Below are 16,138 nucleotides of genomic sequence, written 5' to 3' on the forward strand. Positions count from 1 at the left end.
GCGTGGCAGGTGCCCCGGCGAGCGTCCTGCAAATAGCACGTTACCCAGTGCGCCACATTTCTGTGAAACCCCTCCTGACCTGCGTTTTTACTTGGGTTTCCTAGTAAATCGGCAAAGTCGGGAACAGGCACTGGTCACAGCGTCGCAGGGGGCCGGGACAACGGCACGTTATCCCGGCCGCCCCGGGCGCGGGAAGAGTCCGTTCGCGACGCCGGTTCCGTACGCGAAGGCGGGAAAAGCACCACTTCGGGAACACACCGGGCGCGCTCCGATGCGCCCCCTGACGGACTGGCGACCGAAAGCGACCATCGATGACTGTGTGTGAGAAGGCCCAGCTCACACAGGATTCCGGTGCCCTAGCATCAGCGGCGTGCCGCGCTTATGTGTACCAACCACTGTGCCTCACGCGCCCCCTCTGGGCGCCCTTCTCCCCCAGTACCGCGCCGGTTCCGCGCTCTCCTGCGAACCCGTCGACCAGGGCCTGCTCAACCGCGGCTGGCGCCTGTGCACCACCCGCGGCCGCTTCTTCCTCAAGCACCACTTCGACCCCGAGACCGCCACGCCGGCCGCCATCGACCGCCAGCACCGGGCCACCCGGCGCCTGGCCCGCCTGGGCGTCCCGGTCGCCCCCGCCCTGCCCGGCCGCGACGGGCGCACGGTGGTCGTGGTCGGCGGCCACTGCTACGCCCTGCACCCGTGGATCGAGGGCCGGCACCGGCACGGCGGCCAGCTCACCGAGGCCCAGTGCGAACGGCTCGGCGCGCTGCTGGGGGCCGTGCACGCCGGCCTGGAACAGGTGATGCCGGGGTCCGAGCCGCGGACGCCGTCCCGGACCGGCGCCCCCGGCGTCCCCGACCCGGCCGCGAGCGCCGACCCCGCCGACACCTTCGCCCTCATCGACGACCTGCTCGCCCAGGTGCGCCGGCACCGCCCCGCCGACTCCTTCGACGCACTCGCCCGGCACCGGCTGCTGGAGCGCCGCGAGCTCCTCGAACGGCACGCCGACCGGCGTCCCCCGCGCGGCGGCGCGGTGGGCTGGGTGCACGGCGACTTCCACCCGTTCAACCTGCTCTACCAGGGGGAGGCGCCGGCCGCGATCGTGGACTGGGACCGGCTCAGCGTGCGCCCGCGCGCGGAGGAGGCGGTACGCGCCGCAGCGATCTTCTTCGTCCGCCCCGCCGGTCCGCTCGACCTGCTGAAGGTACGCGCGTACGCGCGCGCGTACCGGCGCACGGCGGGCGCGACGCCTTCCCAGCTGGTGGCCGCCGTGCACCGGGTGTGGTGGGAGCGGCTCAACGACTTCTGGATGCTGCGCTGGCACTACGAACGCGACGACCGGCGGGCCGACCCGCAGTTCCCGGCGGCGTCGGCCCTCGCGGTGTGGTGGACCCGGGAGTACGAGGCGGTGTGCGAGGCGTTCGCCGACTGACCCGACCGAGCGGGACCGGCCGGGGCGGGGTGCCCGCCCGGTAGGGCGGGGTGCCCGCCCGGTAGGGCGGGGTGCCCGCCGGTGCTGGCGTCCGCCCGGTACGGGGCGGGGGCCGAACGGTGCGGGGTGCCCGGCCGATACGGGCCGGGGGGGCCGAACGGTGCGAGGCCTCCGGCCGATACGGGGCGGGGAGGGCCGAACGGGGCGAGGCGTCCGGCCGGTACGGGCGTCCAGCCAGTGCCGGGCAGGGTACCCGCCCGGCGTCGGGTGGCTCAGCCGCCCAGGCCGCCCAGGCCGCCGTCGTCCTCCTCGCCCTCGCCGTCGCCGCCGGTGTCGCCGGTCGCGGTGTCCGTGGGCTGGGCGCCCCCGGTCTCCCCGCCGTCGCCGCCGGTGTCGTCGGTCGCGGTGTCCGTGGGCTGGGCGCCCCCGGTCTCCTCGCCCGACGGCTCCACGCTGGTCTCCTGGGACTGCGTCGCGGTCGGCGTCCACGACTGCTGGTACGACGGCGACGTCCAGTTGCCGCCACTGTCGCTGCCGGTGTTCTCCCCGGTGTCCGTCTCGCCGGTGGACTCGTCGGTGGCCTCGTCGTCCGGCGACTCGGAGGTCTTCTCCTCGCCGGTGCTCTGCGTGGCGCTCGGCGACGTGGACGTGCCGGTCTTGCCGCCGCCTTCGCTCTCGCCCTGGTTCAGCGCCAGCGCGACGCCGCCCGCGATGGCGATCACCGCGAGCACGGCCAGGATCCACAGCTTGCCCCGGCCGCTGCCCCCGTTCCCGTGCCCCTCGAAGCCGCCGTCGTCACCGCCGCCGTAGCCGCCCGGCAGGATCGGCTGGGGGATCTGCGCGGTGCCCGAGTGGTCGGGGTGCGGCAGCGCGGTCGTGCCGGCCATGCCCATCCCGGCCGCGGGCGTCTGCCGCCCGTCGTGGGCGACCGGGCCGGTGTTCCAGGTGCCGGTGTGGCCGCCCTGGTCGTACAGCATCTGCAGCCCGTACTGGACCAGCCCGCGCATCTCCTCGGCGGTCTGGAAGCGGTCGTCGGGCTCCTTGGCCAGCGAGCGCATGACGAGGCCGTCCAGCTCCGGCGGGACCGCGTCGGAGACCTCGGACGGGGGCGTCGGGATGTCCTGGACGTGCTGGTACACCACCGACAGCGGGGTCTCGCCGGTGAACGGCGGGCGCAGTGCGAGGAGTTCATAGAGCAGGCAGCCGGTGGCGTACAGGTCGGAGCGGTGGTCGACGGCCTTGCCGAGGGCCTGCTCCGGGGAGAGGTACTGCGGGGTGCCCATGACCATGCCGGTCTGCGTCATCGTCGTCGACGCCCCGTGCAGGGCGCGGGCGATGCCGAAGTCCATCACCTTCACGGCGCCGCTGTTGGTGATGATGACGTTGGCCGGCTTGATGTCGCGGTGCACGATGCCGTGCTGGTGCGAGTAGGCCAGCGCCTCCAGGACCCCGGAGACGATGATCAGCGCCTGCTCGGGCCCGGGCGCCTCAGCGTTCAGGAGGAGGTCGCGGATGGTCCGTCCCTCGACGATCTCCATCACGATGTACGGCACGGACTGGCCGCCGACGAAGTCCTCACCGGAGTCGTACACGGCGACGATCGCGTGGTGGTTGAGCCCGGCCACGGACTGCGCCTCGCGCGTGAAGCGGGCCTTGGAGACCGGGTCCTCGGCGAGGTCGGCGCGGAGCAGCTTGACCGCCACGGTACGTCCCAGGCGGACGTCCTCCGCGGCGAACACCTCGGCCATGCCGCCCCGCCCGAGTCTGCGGGTCAGCCGGTACCGGCCGTCGCCGACCAACCCGCCGTTGCCCCAGGTCTCCGGCGCGTCCGACATACCGCCGCCAGTCGCCTCGGGTTCGGACGGGCCCTGAGCGCGTTGCTGCTGTGCCATCAGTCCTCGCCGTCGTTTCTGCCCGCGGTACGCGCGGTGTTGTGTCACGGTCTCCGTCGGCCACGCTACAGCCTCCGCGCTAGCCTCCGGTCCGAGATGGGCGCCGGGCCCGGCACGTGACGGACCGGTCATGAAACCGTGCTTCCGTACTGTCGTGCAAATTCTGTGTACCGTCCGCGCCCGCGCTGTAACGCATCCATGACGCTTCCTTCGCGTACGGTCACGGATCGGGCACCGCGCTTGACGTGTCGGAGCCCTTCGGCAGACTTGGCGGAATCGCGGATTCGATCAAGTCTTCCCTTCCGCCGTTCCCGGCCAGGGTCGCATCGTCGCGAGTGACCTTCGCCACGGTCCCGGTCGTGCCGGTGGGCGTGGTCGCCGACGGTTCGCCGTGCGCCGGAGCACGAGGAACGCCGAAGGCCCGGCAGTCCTCGCTGCCGGGCCCTGCGGGTTCGGTGGTCCAGGGGTGAGCGGACGCGCTGAGGTGGTCTAGAGGTACGGCCCGCCCGAGCGGCCGCCCGGGTGGGGGCCCTCCTCGGCGTCGCCGATGCCGGGCGGGAGGGCGCGGCGCATCTGCTCCAGCTGGGCGCGGGCGGCCATCTGCTGGGCGAACAGGGTGGTCTGGATCCCGTGGAACAGACCCTCCAGCCAGCCGACCAACTGCGCCTGGGCGATCCGCAGTTCCGCGTCGCTGGGGGTCGCCTCCTCCGTGAAGGGCAGGGAGAGCCGCTCCAGTTCCTCCACCAGCTCCGGCGCGAGACCGTCCTCCAGCTCCTTCACCGAGCTGGAGTGGATCTCCTTGAGCCGGGCCCGGCTGGCGTCGTCCAGGGGAGCCGCGCGCACCTCCTCCAGGAGCTGCTTGATCATGCTGCCGATGCGCATGACCTTCGCGGGCTGCTCGACCTGGTCCGTCACCGGGGTCTCCCGGGCGTCCTCGTCTCCGTCACCGCCGCCGCTGAGCGCCATGCCGTCCTGGCCGACGACCAGGATCTGGGGGTTCTCCGACGACCTGTCGTTCCTCGGCATCTCCATGCCGTCATTCTCTCGCACGCCCCCACCGCGTCACCGGGGCGCCCCTGCCCGAACCGGGTTCCCCGCGTTCGGCTCCACCCGGAATGCCGGAATGGTCGGTGAGTGTGACGCTTGTTCCGTCGATCTTGACGGCAAGCACGGCAGGTATGACGGGCATGACAGGCATGACAGGCACGACAGGTACGACAGGCACCGAGAGGGGGTCACCGGCGTGACTCCACGGCGGGACACACCTCGGAACACACCTCGGGACACACTGCGGGTCACGGCGCTGGCAGGGCTCCTGGGGCTGAGCACGGTCGTGTGCCCCTGCGCGGCGAGCACGGCGTACGCGGCCGGCACGGCGTACGCGGCCGGCACGGCGTACGCCGTGAGCGCGACCCGCGCGGCGTACGACCCGGGCCCCGCGTCACCGGACGCCGTGACGTCCGCCCCGCCGGCCACGCGTTCCGCCCGGCCCTCGCCTCCGTCCCCCTCAAGGTCCACGCACGCCTCACCGGGCAACCGCCCGGATCCCTCCCGCGCCGGGAGCCGGGCCGGCGAGGGGCGGCAGCGACCGGGGCGGGACGAGGACGTGATGGAGACACGAGAGGCGGGGGAGACGCAGGGGGCGAGGGAGACGGACGCCGGGCCCAAGGAGAAGGGAAGGAGCAGCGCCGTACCGGTCGGCCCGGACGACGCCTCCGCGGGGCCCGGGGAGACCGGACTGGCACCTTCCGAGACTCCGGTACGCCGTCCCGCTCCCCGGCCCGTCGCACACACCGAGGACGGGTCCGGGCCAGCCCCGCGGATCCTGCCCCTGGGCAGCGGGCTGGTCCTCGTCGGGCTCGGCCTGGCCCTCGCCTTCGTCGGTCTCCGGCTGCGCCGGACATGAGCGGGGCGAGCGCGACGCCCGTACCACGGCCGCTACGGCGCGACCAGCAGCACCTTCCCGATGTGGCCGCTCTCCTCGACGATCCGGTGGGCGGCGGGCGCGTCGTCCATCGGCAGCTCCCGGTCGACGATCGGGCGTACGTGGCCCTCGGCGAGGAGCGGCCAGACATGCTCGCGTACGGCAGCCACGACGGCCGCCTTCTCCTCCTTGGGACGGGCGCGCAGCCCCGCGGCGGTCACGGCGGCGCGCTTGGCGAGGAGGGTGCCGATGTCCAGCTCCGCCTTCCGGCCGCCCTGCATGCCGATGATCGCCAGCCGGCCGTTGAAGTTGAGCGCCTGCACGTTGCGGTCCAGGTACTTGGCGCCCATGTTGTCGAGGATGACATCGGCACCGGCGCCGCCCGTGGCCTGCTTGACCTCGGCGACGAAGTCCTGCTCCCGGTAGTTGATCAGGATGTCCGCGCCCAGCTCGGCGCAGCGCTCCAGCTTCTCGCCGGTGCCCGCCGTCACGGCGACCTTGGCGCCGACCGCCTTGGCCAGCTGGATCGCCATGGTGCCGATGCCGCTGGAGCCGCCGTGCACGAGGAAGGTCTCGCCGGGACGGAGGTGGGCGATCATGAAGACGTTCGACCAGACGGTGCAGACCACTTCGGGCAGCGCCGCGGCGTGCTTCAGGTCGACGCCCTCGGGGACCGGCAGCAGCTGCCCGGCCGGGACGACGACCTTCTGGGCGTAACCGCCGCCCGCCAGCAGCGCGCACACCTCGTCGCCCACGGACCAGCCGGAGACGCCGGTGCCGAGGGCGGCGACGCGTCCGGAGCACTCCAGGCCGGGGTAGGGGGACGCGCCGGGCGGCGGCGGGTAGAAACCCTGCCGCTGCATGATGTCGGCCCGGTTGACGGCGCTGGCCGTCACCTCGACGAGGACCTCGCCCTCGCCGGGCACGGGGTCGGGGACCTCGGCCCAGACCAGCGCCTCGGGGCCTCCGGGTTCGGGGATCGTGATCGCATGCATGAAGGGGACGCTACTCCCGCCAGCCCCGCCAGCCCTGCCCGGCCCGCCCGACCCGGCCGCCCGCCTCCCGCACGCGCCCCTTTCCCGCCCCGCCCGGACACGGTCCCCGGCCGCCGCCGTCCCCCGGGAAAACCCTGTGCGCGAGCGATGAGTTCGCGGGACGGTAAAGGTCTTCCCATGCGTGGGCCAAGAACGCGGAAGGACTCTCAGCATGAGCACGCAGACGTCCGGCCTCGCGATCGAAACCGCGGGCCTGGTCAAGACGTTCGGCGAGACCCGCGCCGTCGACGGGGTGGACCTCCGGGTGCCGGCCGGCACGGTCTACGGCGTGCTCGGTCCGAACGGGGCCGGCAAGACCACCGCCGTGAAGATCCTCGCGACGCTGCTGCGGCCGGACGGCGGCCACGCCCAGGTCTTCGGTCACGACGTGGTCCGCGAGGCGGACGAGGTACGCGGCCGGGTGAGCCTCACCGGGCAGTACGCGTCCGTGGACGAGGACCTCACCGGCACCGAGAACCTGGTGCTGCTCGGCCGGCTCCTCGGCCACGGCAAGGCGGCCGCCCGGCAGCGCTCCGGACAGCTCCTGGAGGCCTTCGGACTGACGGACGCCGCCGCCAAGCAGGTCAAGCACTACTCCGGCGGCATGCGGCGCCGTATCGACATCGCCGCGTCCATCCTCAACACCCCCGACCTGCTCTTCCTGGACGAGCCGACCACCGGTCTGGACCCGCGCAGCCGCAACCAGGTGTGGGACATCGTGCGCGCGGTCGTCGCCCAGGGCACCACCGTCATGCTGACCACCCAGTACCTGGACGAGGCCGACCAGCTGGCCTCCCGGATCGCCGTCATCGACCAGGGCAAGGTGATCGCCGAGGGGACCAAGGGCGAGCTGAAGGCGTCCGTCGGCGCCGGTTCCGTCCATCTGCGGCTGCGCGACGCGGGCCGGCGGCCCGACGCCGAGCGGGTCCTGCGTGACCTGCTGGTCGCCGAAGTACAGCTCGAGGGCGATCCGGTGGCGCTGACCGCCCGGCTGAGCGCGGCGGCCGAGGAGACCGCCGCCGACCAGGCCGCCCGCGCGCTCACCGCGCTGACCCGGGCCGGCATCACCGTCGACAACTTCTCCCTGGGGCAGCCCAGCCTCGACGAGGTCTTCCTCGCGCTGACCGGCCACGACACCGGGCAGGACACCGGCTACGACACCGGGCAGGACCCGGCCCCGGGCACCGGCGAGGGCACGGACGACACGAAGGACGGGGTGGCGGCATGAGCACGGTCACGAGCACCGGGAACAAGGACCTCGCACCGGTCAGCACCGAGTCCCTGGCCGCCCTGCTGGTCTCCGGCGAACGGCCCCCGCGGCCCAGCTCTCTCTCGGCGTCGCTGACGTTCGGCTGGCGCGCGATGCTCAAGATCAAGCACGTGCCGGAACAGCTCTTCGACGTCACCGCGTTCCCGATCATGAACCTGCTGATGTTCACGTACCTCTTCGGCGGTGCGCTGGCCGGTTCACCGGGCGACTACATCCAGTTCGTGCTGCCGGGCATCCTGGTGATGTCGGTCGTCATGATCACGATGTACACCGGGGTGTCGGTCAACACCGACATCGAGAAGGGCGTCTTCGACCGCTTCCGTTCGCTGCCGATCTGGCGGCCGGCCGCGATGGTCGGCTACCTGCTCGGTGACGCCCTGCGCTACACCATCGCCTCGGTGGTGATGCTCGTCGTCGGGCTGATCCTCGGCTACCGGCCGGACGGCGGGGTCGGCGGTGTGGTCACCGGGATCGCCCTGCTGCTGGTGTTCTCGTTCGCCTTCTCGTGGATCTGGACGATGTTCGGGCTGATGCTGCGCACCGAGAAGGCGGTGATGAGCGTCAGCATGATGGTGATCTTCCCGCTCACGTTCCTCTCCAACGTCTTCGTCGCCCCGTCGACCATGCCCGGCTGGTTGCAGGGGTTCGTCAACAACAGCCCGATCACCCACGTGGCCTCCGCGGTGCGCGGTCTGATGGCGGGTGACTGGCCGGCCGACGAGATCGCCTGGTCACTGGGGTGGTCGGCGCTGTTCCTGCTGGTCTTCGGCCCGATCACGATGCGGCTCTACAACCGCAAGTGACCCGCCCGGCCGGTCAGTCCCTGGGCAGGGGACGGGCGTCCGGCGCGACCTGCGTGCTGGGCGTCGCCCGGACGATCGTGATCAGCCGGTCCGTCAGTTCCAGCCCGCCGACGGCGGGGTCGTCGTACCCCAGTACCCGGTGTCCGCGCAGCACGCTCACCACCAGGTCATCGACCTCCCGCGGTCCCCTGCCCACCTCGGCCTTTATGACGGGCCGCTCCACGATGTCGAGACCGCTGCCCTGGCTGATGAGGTCCTCCATCACCATGCCGGCGGCGGGGCTGAGCACGGAGAGCCCGAGCAGCCGGCCCGCGGCGCTGGCGCTGGTGATCACGGCGTCGGCGCCGGACTGCTTCAGCAGCGGCGCGTTCTCCTCCTCGCGGACCGCGGCCACGATCTTGGCGCCTTTGTTGAGCTGCCGGGCCGTCAGCGCCACCAGCACCGCCGTGTCGTCGCGCTGGGTCGCGATGATGATCTGCCGTGCCCGGTGCACCTCGGCCCGCTTGAGCACCTCGCTGCGGGTGGCATCGCCTATCACCCCGGCGAAGCCGTCGGCGGTGGCGGCCTCGATCGCCTTGCCGCTCGGATCGACCACCACCACCTGTTCCTTCCGCAGCCCCGTCGCGCAGACGGTCCGGACCGCCGACCTGCCCTTCGTGCCGAAGCCGACGACGACGGTGTGATCGCGCAAGGTGGACCTCCAGCGGTTCAGTCGCCATTCCTCCCGGGTGCGTTCGGTGAGGGCTTCCAGCGTGGTGCCGACCAGGATGATCAGGAACAGCACGCGCAGGGGCGTGATGACGAAGATGTTGGTCAGCCGGGCGGCGTCACTGACCGGTGTGATGTCGCCGTACCCGGTGGTGGAGAGGGTGACGGTCGCGTAGTAGAACGAGTCGAGGAGATCGACGGAACCGTCGGAGTTGTCGTTGTAGCCGTCGCTGTCGGCCCACACGATGAACGCGGTCGCCACCAGGACGATCAGGGCCCAGGAGAGCCGCTTCCCGACCTGGCGGAACGGGTGTTCCACCAGCTTTCTCGGGAGCCTCACCTTATGGGTCACGAGGTGTTCGTCCGCCTGGCGCGCGATCGCGTCCTGGCCGGGAAGTTTCACGTGAAACACACTCCGATTCCGCCGGTGGCCCAGGGCAGCGAGAGCACCTCGGCCTCCTGACCCGGCCGCACCCCACCCGGCGGTACGACCGCCAGGGCGTCGGCGGCCGCGACCCCCCGCAGCATGGCCGGTCCGTTGTAGTGCAGCGGCACGGCCCCGCCGCCCCGCAGGACCACGGGGACGAGCCGGGTGTCGTGCGGGTGGCCGTGCGCCTCACCGCGCAGCGGCAGGGCGTACGGCTCCGGGGCCGGGCGGGCCGCCAGGGTCCGCAGCAGGGGCCCGACGAGCGTGAGCAACCCGGAGACGGCGGCGAGGGGGTTGCCGGGCAGCCCCACGAGGTGCTGCTCCTCCCCGGTCCGCGCCAGCAGCATGGGGTGACCGGGTCTCACCTGGACGCCGTCCACCAGAAGTTCGGCGCCTACGCGGCGCAGGGTGGGGTGGACGTGGTCGACCGGTCCCCCGGCGGTCCCGCCGGTCGTCACGACGAGGTCGGCGCCGGAGGCGGTGACCGCCCGGTGCAGGGCTTCGGCGTCGTCGCCGAGCCGGCGCACCGCGATCACCTCGGCGCCCAGCGCCCGCAGCCAGGAGGGCAGCATCGGGCCGAGCGCGTCGCGGATGAGGCCGTCGTGCGGCAGGCCCTCGGTGAGCAGCTCGTCGCCGAGGACCAGGACCTCGGCGCGGGGGCGGGGCACCACGGTCAGCGCGTCGTACCCGGCCGCCGCGGCCAGTCCCAGCACCGGCGGGGTCACCAGGGCACCGGCCGGCAGGAGTTGATCACCGCGTCCGCACTCCTGGCCGCGCGGGCGGATGTCCTGGCCGTGCACGACCGCGCGCGTGGCGTGCAGCCGGTTCTGGGTGTCGGTACGGCCGTGTTCGCTGCGGAGCACGCCCGTGGTGCCGACGGGGACACGGGCACCGGTCGCGATCCGTACGGCCTCGCCGTCGGCGAGGAGCGGGTGCTCGGCGTGGCCCGCGAGGACGCCCTCCTCGCGCACGGTCCAGGGGCCGGGTCCCGCGACCGCCCAGCCGTCCATCGCCGAGGTGTCGAAGGAGGGCAGATCGGTGAGGGCCGCGAGGGGCGCGGCCAGGGTGAGCCCGAGGGCCGCGTCGACGGGGACGGAGACCGGCGACCGGCCGGCAGCGGAGGCCCCGGCCCGGCCGGCCCGCTCGGCGGTCCGCCGCGCGTCGGGCCAGGGGGCGGCGTGGTGGCGGGAGCCGTCCCGGCGGGGGGCCGGGCGGGGGGCATCTCGGTGGGGGTCGTCTCGGCGGGGGGCCCGGCGGGAGTCGGCCATGTGGTCGGCGCGGTCGTCGCCGCGGTGGCCGCCGCGGTCGTCACCGACATGGCCGCCGCGGTCGTCGCCGCCGTGGCCGGACTGGTCGTCGTCCCAGTGGTCGACCCGCTCCTCAGCCCGCGCGTCGTCCCGCTCACCGGCCGCGTCGTCCCGCTCACCGGCTCGGCGGTCCTGCCGCTGAGGCCCGCGTACGGGTTCGCGGCCGTGATCGTGATCGTGATCGTCGGAGACGGGACCGCGGTTGTCGCTCACGAGGGCGAGCGCTTCCTCGACATCGAGGTCCTCGGCGTCCAGCCCCGTCCCGCCGGAGCGGGCGGTCATCCGGCGTCCGGACGGCTGCCCGGGGCGGCGTCGGCCGCACCCGCGCCCGAGGGCCGGGCCGTCGTTCCGGAGGCGCCTTCCGCCTCCCAGCACAGGGCGAGCGCCGCGGCCTTGCGGGCGGCGTCAGCGACGGCTTCCGGCCCGCCACCGGCCCGTGCGGCCGCGTAGCCGACGAGGAAGGTGGTCAGCGGGGCGGCGGGCCGGGCCACGCCGTGGGCGGCGTCGCGGGCCAGGTCGAGCAGGAGGGCGGTGTCGACGTCGAGATCGATGCCCAGTTCGTCCTTGGCGGCGGAAATCCATTCATCCAACACGTGCCCATGCTCCCTGATGCGTGCCCTAGCGGTGGCGATGTCGTCCCAGGTGTCGCAGTCGAAGGACGCGACGGGATCGGGGACGCGAACGAGTCGCAGCCCCGCGGTCAGCCGGCGCAGGGGCAGCCCGGTGAGCCCTGCGTGCGCGGCGGCCAGTGCGGCGAGTTCTCGGCGGAGCGCCGACGCCCGGTACGCGGCGACGAGGGGCTGGTCGCGTCCGTCGGCGTCGGTGAGCAGCGCGCCCTCGGCGGTGGCGGGCGCCGCGGCGACAGCCGTCAACAGGGCTTCCACGGTCGCCCCGTCGAGGAACGGCAGGTCGGCCGAGAGCACGACGACGTACTCCGCCGTCGTACGGCTCAGCCCCGCCGCGAGCGCGGCGACCGGTCCGGCGCCGGGCGGATCCTCACGGGCCCACACGACGGGCCGTACGGTCGGCCGCGGGCCGGCGACGACCACGGTGGCCGCGGCTCCGGCGCAGGCGGTCAGCACCCGGTCGAGCAGCGCGCGCCCGCCGACCCGGACGCCGGGCTTGTCCGCGCCGCCGAGCCGCCGGGCGGCACCGCCGGCCAGCACGACGGCGTCGTGGACGACGGGGGCGGCCCCCGCCTCGGGGACGCCGCCGGGGCCGCCGGAGGACTCGTACGCGCTCACCCCCCGAGTATGCGTGCCGGGGAGATCGCAGGGAACGCAGGGGGAGCGCCTCGGCCGGAACACGGCCGGGGCCGCGGTCAGAGCGTGCGCAGCAGCACCGCCGGCTGCTCCACGCAGTCCGCGACGTACCGCAGGAATCCCCCCGCCGTGCCGCCGTCGCACACCCGGTGGTCGAAGGTGAGCGACAGCTGGACGACCTGGCGCACCGCCAGTTCCCCTTCGTGCACCCAGGGTTTGGCCGCGATCCGGCCGACACCGAGCATGGCGGCCTCGGGGTGGTTGAGGATCGGGGTGGAGCCGTCGACGCCGTACACGCCGTAGTTGTTCAGCGTGAAGGTGGAGCCGGTGACATCGGCGGGGGCCAGGGTGCCGGCGCGGGCGGCCTCGGTCAGCCGGGCCAGCTCGGCGGTGAGGGACTCGGCGTCCCGGGTGTGCGCGTCGCGGACCACCGGCACCACCAGGCCCCGGTCGGTCTGCGCGGCGAAGCCGAGGTGGACGCGGTCGAGCCGGACGATCTCCCGGGCCTGGGTGTCGACGGTGGCGTTGAGCTCGGGGAAGCGGGCGAGGGCGGCGGTGCAGATCCGGGCCAGCAGGGCGAGCAGGGAGATCTTCGGCTCCCCGGCCGCGTTCATCGCGGCGCGTGCCCGGGTCAGCTCGGTGGCGTCGGCGTCCACCCAGACGGTCGCGTCCGGTATCTCGCGCCGGCTGCGGGTCAGCTTGTCGGCGACGGCGCCCCGGACGCCCTTGAGCGGCACGCGGTGGCCGTCCGCGGGGGCGGTCTCCTGCCGGACGGGGGCCTGTGCCGCGCGTACGTCCGGCTCACCGCGCGCCACCGCCGTACGGCCCCGCGCGGCGGCGGCGCGCAGCGCGTACTCCACGTCGGCGCGCAGGATCAGCCCGTCCGGGCCCGAACCGGACAGCTCACGCAGGTCCAGGCCGTTCTGCCGGGCCAGCCGGCGCACCAGCGGGGAGATGACCGGCACCGGCCCCTCGGCCCGCTCGGCGTCCGCCGCCCGGCCGTTCACCCGGTCCGGGGGTCCGCCCACGGGCACCGGCTCGGTCCGCACCCGGCGCCGCCGCGCGGGCGCCCGCGCGGTCCCGTACCCCACGAGCACATTGCCCGAGCCTTCGTCCCGCCCGCCCGCACCCCCGGCACCGTCTTCCGCACCCTCACCAGCACCCGCACGGGAACCGGCACCGACTCCGACCCGCGCCCCCGCACGCACACCGGAACCGTGACCCCCGTCGCCCCCGAGGTCACCATCGGCCACCGTCAGCAACGGCGCCCCGACCGGCACTTCCGTGCCCTCGTCGCCGAAGCGCTCGGTGACGGTCCCGCCGTAGGGGCAGGGCACCTCCACCATCGCCTTGGCCGTCTCGACCTCGACGACCGGCTGGTCGACGGCGACGACGTCACCGACCTCGACCATCCAGCGCACGATCTCCGCCCCGGTGAGCCCCTCACCGAGGTCGGGGAGCCTGAACTCCCGCACCTGTGCTGCCATCAGCTCTCGGCCTCCCATTGCAGACGCGCCACCGCGTCCAGGACACGGTCCACCCCGGGCAGGTGGTGGCGCTCCAGCATCGGCGGCGGGTACGGGATGTCGAACCCGGCCACCCGCAGCACCGGTGCTTCCAGATGGTGGAAGCAGCGTTCGGTGACCCGGGCCGCGATCTCCCCGCCCGGACCGCCGAAGGAGCCCGACTCGTGGACGACGACCGCGCGTCCCGTCCGCCGCACCGAGGCGCACACCGTCTCGTCGTCGAACGGCACCAGCGAGCGCAGGTCGACGACTTCGAGGTCCCAGCCCTCGGCCCGGGCCGCCTCCGCCGCCTCCAGGCAGACGGGCAGGGACGGTCCGTACGTGATGAGCGTGGCGCTCCGCCCCGAGCGCCGCACCACCGCGCGGCCTATCGGTTCAACGGGTGCCGGCTCCTCGGGGTTCCAGGCGTCCTGGGACCAGTACAGGCGCTTGGGCTCCAGGAAGACCACGGGGTCGTCGGAGGCGACGGCAGCGCGCAGCAGCCCGTAGGCGTCGGCGACGGTCGCGGGCGTGACGACGTGCAGGCCGGGGGTGGCCAGGTAGTACGCCTCGGAGGAGTCGCTGTGGTGCTCGACGCCGCCGATGCCGCCGCCGTAGGGGATGCGGACGGTGAGCGGGAGGGGCATCGTCCCGCGCGTGCGGTTGCGCATCCGGGCCACGTGGGAGACGAGCTGCTCGAACGCCGGGTAGGCGAAGGCGTCGAACTGCATCTCCACCACCGGGCGCAGCCCGTACATCGCCATGCCGACCGCGGTGCCGAGGATGCCGGCCTCGGCGAGCGGCGTGTCCGTGCAGCGGTCCTCGCCGAACTCCTTCGCGAGTCCGTCGGTGACCCGGAAGACGCCGCCGAGCGTGCCGACGTCCTCGCCCAGGACATGGACGGCCGGGTCGGCGGCCATGGCGTCGCGCAGCGCGCGGGTGAGGGCCTGGGCCATGGTGGCCGGCCGGGCGGCGACGGTGGTCATCGCGCCCCCCCTTCCGACACGGCCCCGGCGGCGGCGTCCGGCTCCGCCTCGTCATCGAGCTCCGCCTCCGCCTCCAGCTCCGCCCGCAGCCGCTCCCGTTGTTCGCGCAGTTGCGGGGTCGGTTCGGCGTAGACGTGGGCGAACAGGTCCATGGGGTCCGGCCGCGGGTCCTGGTGCATCCGGGCGCGCAGGCCGGCGGCGAGCGCCTCGGCGTCCTCGCTGGCGGCCCGGACGGTGTCCTCGTCGAGCAGTCCGCGCCGGGTCAGCTCGCGCTCCAGGAGGTCGACGGGGTCGTGTCCGCGCCAGGTGGCGACCTCGGCGTCACCGCGGTAGCGGGTCGCGTCGTCGGCGTTGGTGTGGGCGTCCAAGCGGTACGTGATCGCCTCCACCAGGACCGGGCCGCCGCCCTCGCGCGCGTGCCGTACGGCGTCGGACAGTACCTCGTGGACGGCGACGGCGTCGTTGCCGTCGACCAGGCGGCCGGGCATGCCGTAGCCGACGGCCTTGTGGGCCAGCGACGGGGCCGCGGTCTGCTTCTCGAGCGGGACGGAGATCGCGAAGCCGTTGTTCTGGACGAGGAAGACGACCGGCGCGCGCTGGACGGCGGCGAAGTTCAGCGCCTCGTGGAAGTCGCCCTCGCTGGTGCCGCCGTCGCCGACCATGGCCAGCGCGACCACGTCGTCGCCCTTGAGGCGGGCGGCGTGCGCGAGGCCGACGGCGTGCGGGAGCTGGGTGGCGAGCGGCGTGGAGAGGGGGGCGACCCGGTGCTCGTAGGGGTCGTAGCCGGTGTGCCAGTCGCCGCGCAGCAGGGTGAGCGCCTGGACGGGGTCGACGCCGCGGGCGATGACGGCGAGTGTGTCGCGGTAGCTGGGGAAGAGCCAGTCGCGGTCCTGGAGCACCAGCGCGGCGGCGATCTCGCAGGCCTCCTGCCCCGTGCTGGAGGGGTAGACGGCGAGCCGGCCCTGTTTGGTGAGGGCCGTGGCCTGCGCGTTGTACCGCCGGCCCGCCACCAGCCAGGTGTGCAGGGTCCGCAGCAGCACGGGGTCGGCCCGGTCGGCCGCGTCGGTGCCGAGGACGCGGTACGGCTCGGCGTCGGGCAGCAGCGGCGCGGGGTCCGTGCGGGGCTGCCAGGCGGGCGGCGGAGCGGGCCGGTACGCGCCCCGCTGCTCCGTGACCGTCATGACGGCACCTCCTCGTGGGAGTGGTTCGCGGCACCGCCACGGGTGTGACGGGTCTCACCTACCGATTGTTTGGTCGCCGGCACATTTTGGCTACAGCGGCCCCGGGGCTGTGGACAAACGGTTCTGCACAGCCTGAGATGGACGCAGTACGTCCATGGTAGAGAGGCGGGGGCAGATGGCAGCTGAACAAATGGCCGATCGCCCGGAGGACGCCCTCGGCCCGGACACTCCCGGGCCGGACACTCCCGCCACGACCGCCTCCGCCCGGGACGCCGCCACCACGGCGATCCCCGCCGAAAACACCAGCACCCCAGCCACCCCCGCCACAACGGCCCCCACCCGCGACCCCCCCACCACAGCCACCAAGTCCCCAGCGGGCCCCACCCGCGACACCAGCACCACAGCCACCC

General features: G+C 73.8%; 13 protein-coding genes and 1 pseudogene. 5 read left to right on the forward strand and 9 right to left on the reverse strand.

What is annotated here, in order from left to right; translation table 11 throughout:
• The first annotated feature begins 397 nt into the window (after window positions 1-397).
• Window positions 398-1,429: a phosphotransferase gene (locus tag J7I94_RS16250; protein WP_215167818.1), complete on the forward strand. Its 1,032-nt coding sequence runs from the start codon at window positions 398-400 to the stop codon at window positions 1,427-1,429.
• 272 nt (window positions 1,430-1,701) lie between these two features.
• Here the strand turns inward: J7I94_RS16250 and J7I94_RS16255 are convergent, their stop codons facing one another.
• The gene (locus J7I94_RS16255) at window positions 1,702-3,321 is read right to left on the reverse strand and encodes a protein kinase (RefSeq protein ID WP_215167819.1); all 1,620 of its coding nucleotides are present in this window, start codon (window positions 3,319-3,321) and stop codon (window positions 1,702-1,704) included.
• 489 nt (window positions 3,322-3,810) lie between these two features.
• Window positions 3,811-4,353, reverse strand: a complete 543-nt coding sequence (locus J7I94_RS16260) for a bacterial proteasome activator family protein (protein ID WP_215167820.1) — start codon at window positions 4,351-4,353, stop codon at window positions 3,811-3,813.
• Window positions 4,354-4,927: 574 nt separating this feature from the next.
• Here J7I94_RS16260 and J7I94_RS16265 point away from each other — a divergent pair.
• Window positions 4,928-5,227: a hypothetical protein gene (locus J7I94_RS16265; protein WP_215167832.1), complete on the forward strand. Its 300-nt coding sequence runs from the start codon at window positions 4,928-4,930 to the stop codon at window positions 5,225-5,227.
• A 32-nt stretch (window positions 5,228-5,259) separates the two neighbouring features.
• Here J7I94_RS16265 and J7I94_RS16270 read toward each other — a convergent pair whose 3' ends face one another.
• The gene (locus J7I94_RS16270) at window positions 5,260-6,240 is read right to left on the reverse strand and encodes an NAD(P)H-quinone oxidoreductase (protein ID WP_215167821.1); all 981 of its coding nucleotides are present in this window, start codon (window positions 6,238-6,240) and stop codon (window positions 5,260-5,262) included.
• A gap of 211 nt (window positions 6,241-6,451) precedes the next feature.
• Here J7I94_RS16270 and J7I94_RS16275 point away from each other — a divergent pair, with 211 nt between their 5' ends.
• The gene (locus J7I94_RS16275; RefSeq protein WP_215167822.1) at window positions 6,452-7,507 is read left to right on the forward strand and encodes an ATP-binding cassette domain-containing protein; all 1,056 of its coding nucleotides are present in this window, start codon (window positions 6,452-6,454) and stop codon (window positions 7,505-7,507) included.
• Window positions 7,504-8,352: an ABC transporter permease gene (locus tag J7I94_RS16280; RefSeq protein WP_215167823.1), complete on the forward strand. Its 849-nt coding sequence runs from the start codon at window positions 7,504-7,506 to the stop codon at window positions 8,350-8,352. Before J7I94_RS16275 ends, J7I94_RS16280 begins: the two co-directional genes overlap by 4 nt.
• 13 nt (window positions 8,353-8,365) lie before the next feature.
• On the opposite strand, the gene J7I94_RS16285 is transcribed toward J7I94_RS16280, so the two are convergent.
• From J7I94_RS16285 to pdhA, 6 genes are all read right to left on the reverse strand, one after another.
• On the reverse strand, window positions 8,366-9,463 hold the full coding sequence (locus J7I94_RS16285; RefSeq protein WP_215167824.1) for a TrkA family potassium uptake protein: 1,098 nt from the start codon (window positions 9,461-9,463) through the stop codon (window positions 8,366-8,368).
• Window positions 9,460-11,076 (reverse strand): molybdopterin molybdotransferase MoeA, encoded by a 1,617-nt coding sequence (locus tag J7I94_RS16290; protein ID WP_251075236.1) that lies wholly within the window; start codon window positions 11,074-11,076, stop codon window positions 9,460-9,462. The genes J7I94_RS16285 and J7I94_RS16290 overlap by 4 nt, the downstream gene beginning before the upstream one ends.
• Window positions 11,073-12,038: an NTP transferase domain-containing protein gene (locus J7I94_RS16295; protein ID WP_215167825.1), complete on the reverse strand. Its 966-nt coding sequence runs from the start codon at window positions 12,036-12,038 to the stop codon at window positions 11,073-11,075. Before J7I94_RS16295 ends, J7I94_RS16290 begins: the two co-directional genes overlap by 4 nt.
• A gap of 77 nt (window positions 12,039-12,115) precedes the next feature.
• Complete coding sequence (locus J7I94_RS16300) at window positions 12,116-13,543, reverse strand: dihydrolipoamide acetyltransferase family protein (protein ID WP_215167826.1); 1,428 nt, start codon at window positions 13,541-13,543, stop codon at window positions 12,116-12,118.
• On the reverse strand, window positions 13,543-14,547 hold the full coding sequence (locus J7I94_RS16305) for an alpha-ketoacid dehydrogenase subunit beta (RefSeq protein ID WP_215167827.1): 1,005 nt from the start codon (window positions 14,545-14,547) through the stop codon (window positions 13,543-13,545). Before J7I94_RS16305 ends, J7I94_RS16300 begins: the two co-directional genes overlap by 1 nt.
• Window positions 14,544-15,728: a pyruvate dehydrogenase (acetyl-transferring) E1 component subunit alpha gene (pdhA, locus tag J7I94_RS16310; protein WP_215167828.1), complete on the reverse strand. Its 1,185-nt coding sequence runs from the start codon at window positions 15,726-15,728 to the stop codon at window positions 14,544-14,546. Before pdhA ends, J7I94_RS16305 begins: the two co-directional genes overlap by 4 nt.
• Before the next feature lie 175 nt (window positions 15,729-15,903).
• Between pdhA and J7I94_RS16315 the strand changes: the two are divergent.
• A pseudogene (locus J7I94_RS16315) lies at window positions 15,904-16,138 on the forward strand (hypothetical protein); the annotation flags it as partial.

Origin of the sequence: Streptomyces sp. ISL-12, from assembly GCF_018614415.1 — a bacterium.
Taxonomy (GTDB): domain Bacteria; phylum Actinomycetota; class Actinomycetes; order Streptomycetales; family Streptomycetaceae; genus Streptomyces.

What these genes read in the sequence shown, in the direction of transcription:
- J7I94_RS16270 (WP_215167821.1), bottom strand. Translation starts at nt 6,240, where the DNA reads ATGCATGCGATCACGATCCCCGAACCCGGAGGCCCCGAGGCGCTGGTC.
- pdhA (WP_215167828.1), bottom strand. Translation starts at nt 15,728, where the DNA reads ATGACGGTCACGGAGCAGCGGGGCGCGTACCGGCCCGCTCCGCCGCCC.
- J7I94_RS16280 (WP_215167823.1), top strand. Translation starts at nt 7,504, where the DNA reads ATGAGCACGGTCACGAGCACCGGGAACAAGGACCTCGCACCGGTCAGC.
- J7I94_RS16305 (WP_215167827.1), bottom strand. Translation starts at nt 14,547, where the DNA reads ATGACCACCGTCGCCGCCCGGCCGGCCACCATGGCCCAGGCCCTCACC.
- J7I94_RS16260 (WP_215167820.1), bottom strand. Translation starts at nt 4,353, where the DNA reads ATGGAGATGCCGAGGAACGACAGGTCGTCGGAGAACCCCCAGATCCTG.
- J7I94_RS16290 (WP_251075236.1), bottom strand. Translation starts at nt 11,076, where the DNA reads ATGACCGCCCGCTCCGGCGGGACGGGGCTGGACGCCGAGGACCTCGAT.
- J7I94_RS16300 (WP_215167826.1), bottom strand. Translation starts at nt 13,543, where the DNA reads ATGGCAGCACAGGTGCGGGAGTTCAGGCTCCCCGACCTCGGTGAGGGG.
- J7I94_RS16275 (WP_215167822.1), top strand. Translation starts at nt 6,452, where the DNA reads ATGAGCACGCAGACGTCCGGCCTCGCGATCGAAACCGCGGGCCTGGTC.
- J7I94_RS16255 (WP_215167819.1), bottom strand. Translation starts at nt 3,321, where the DNA reads ATGGCACAGCAGCAACGCGCTCAGGGCCCGTCCGAACCCGAGGCGACT.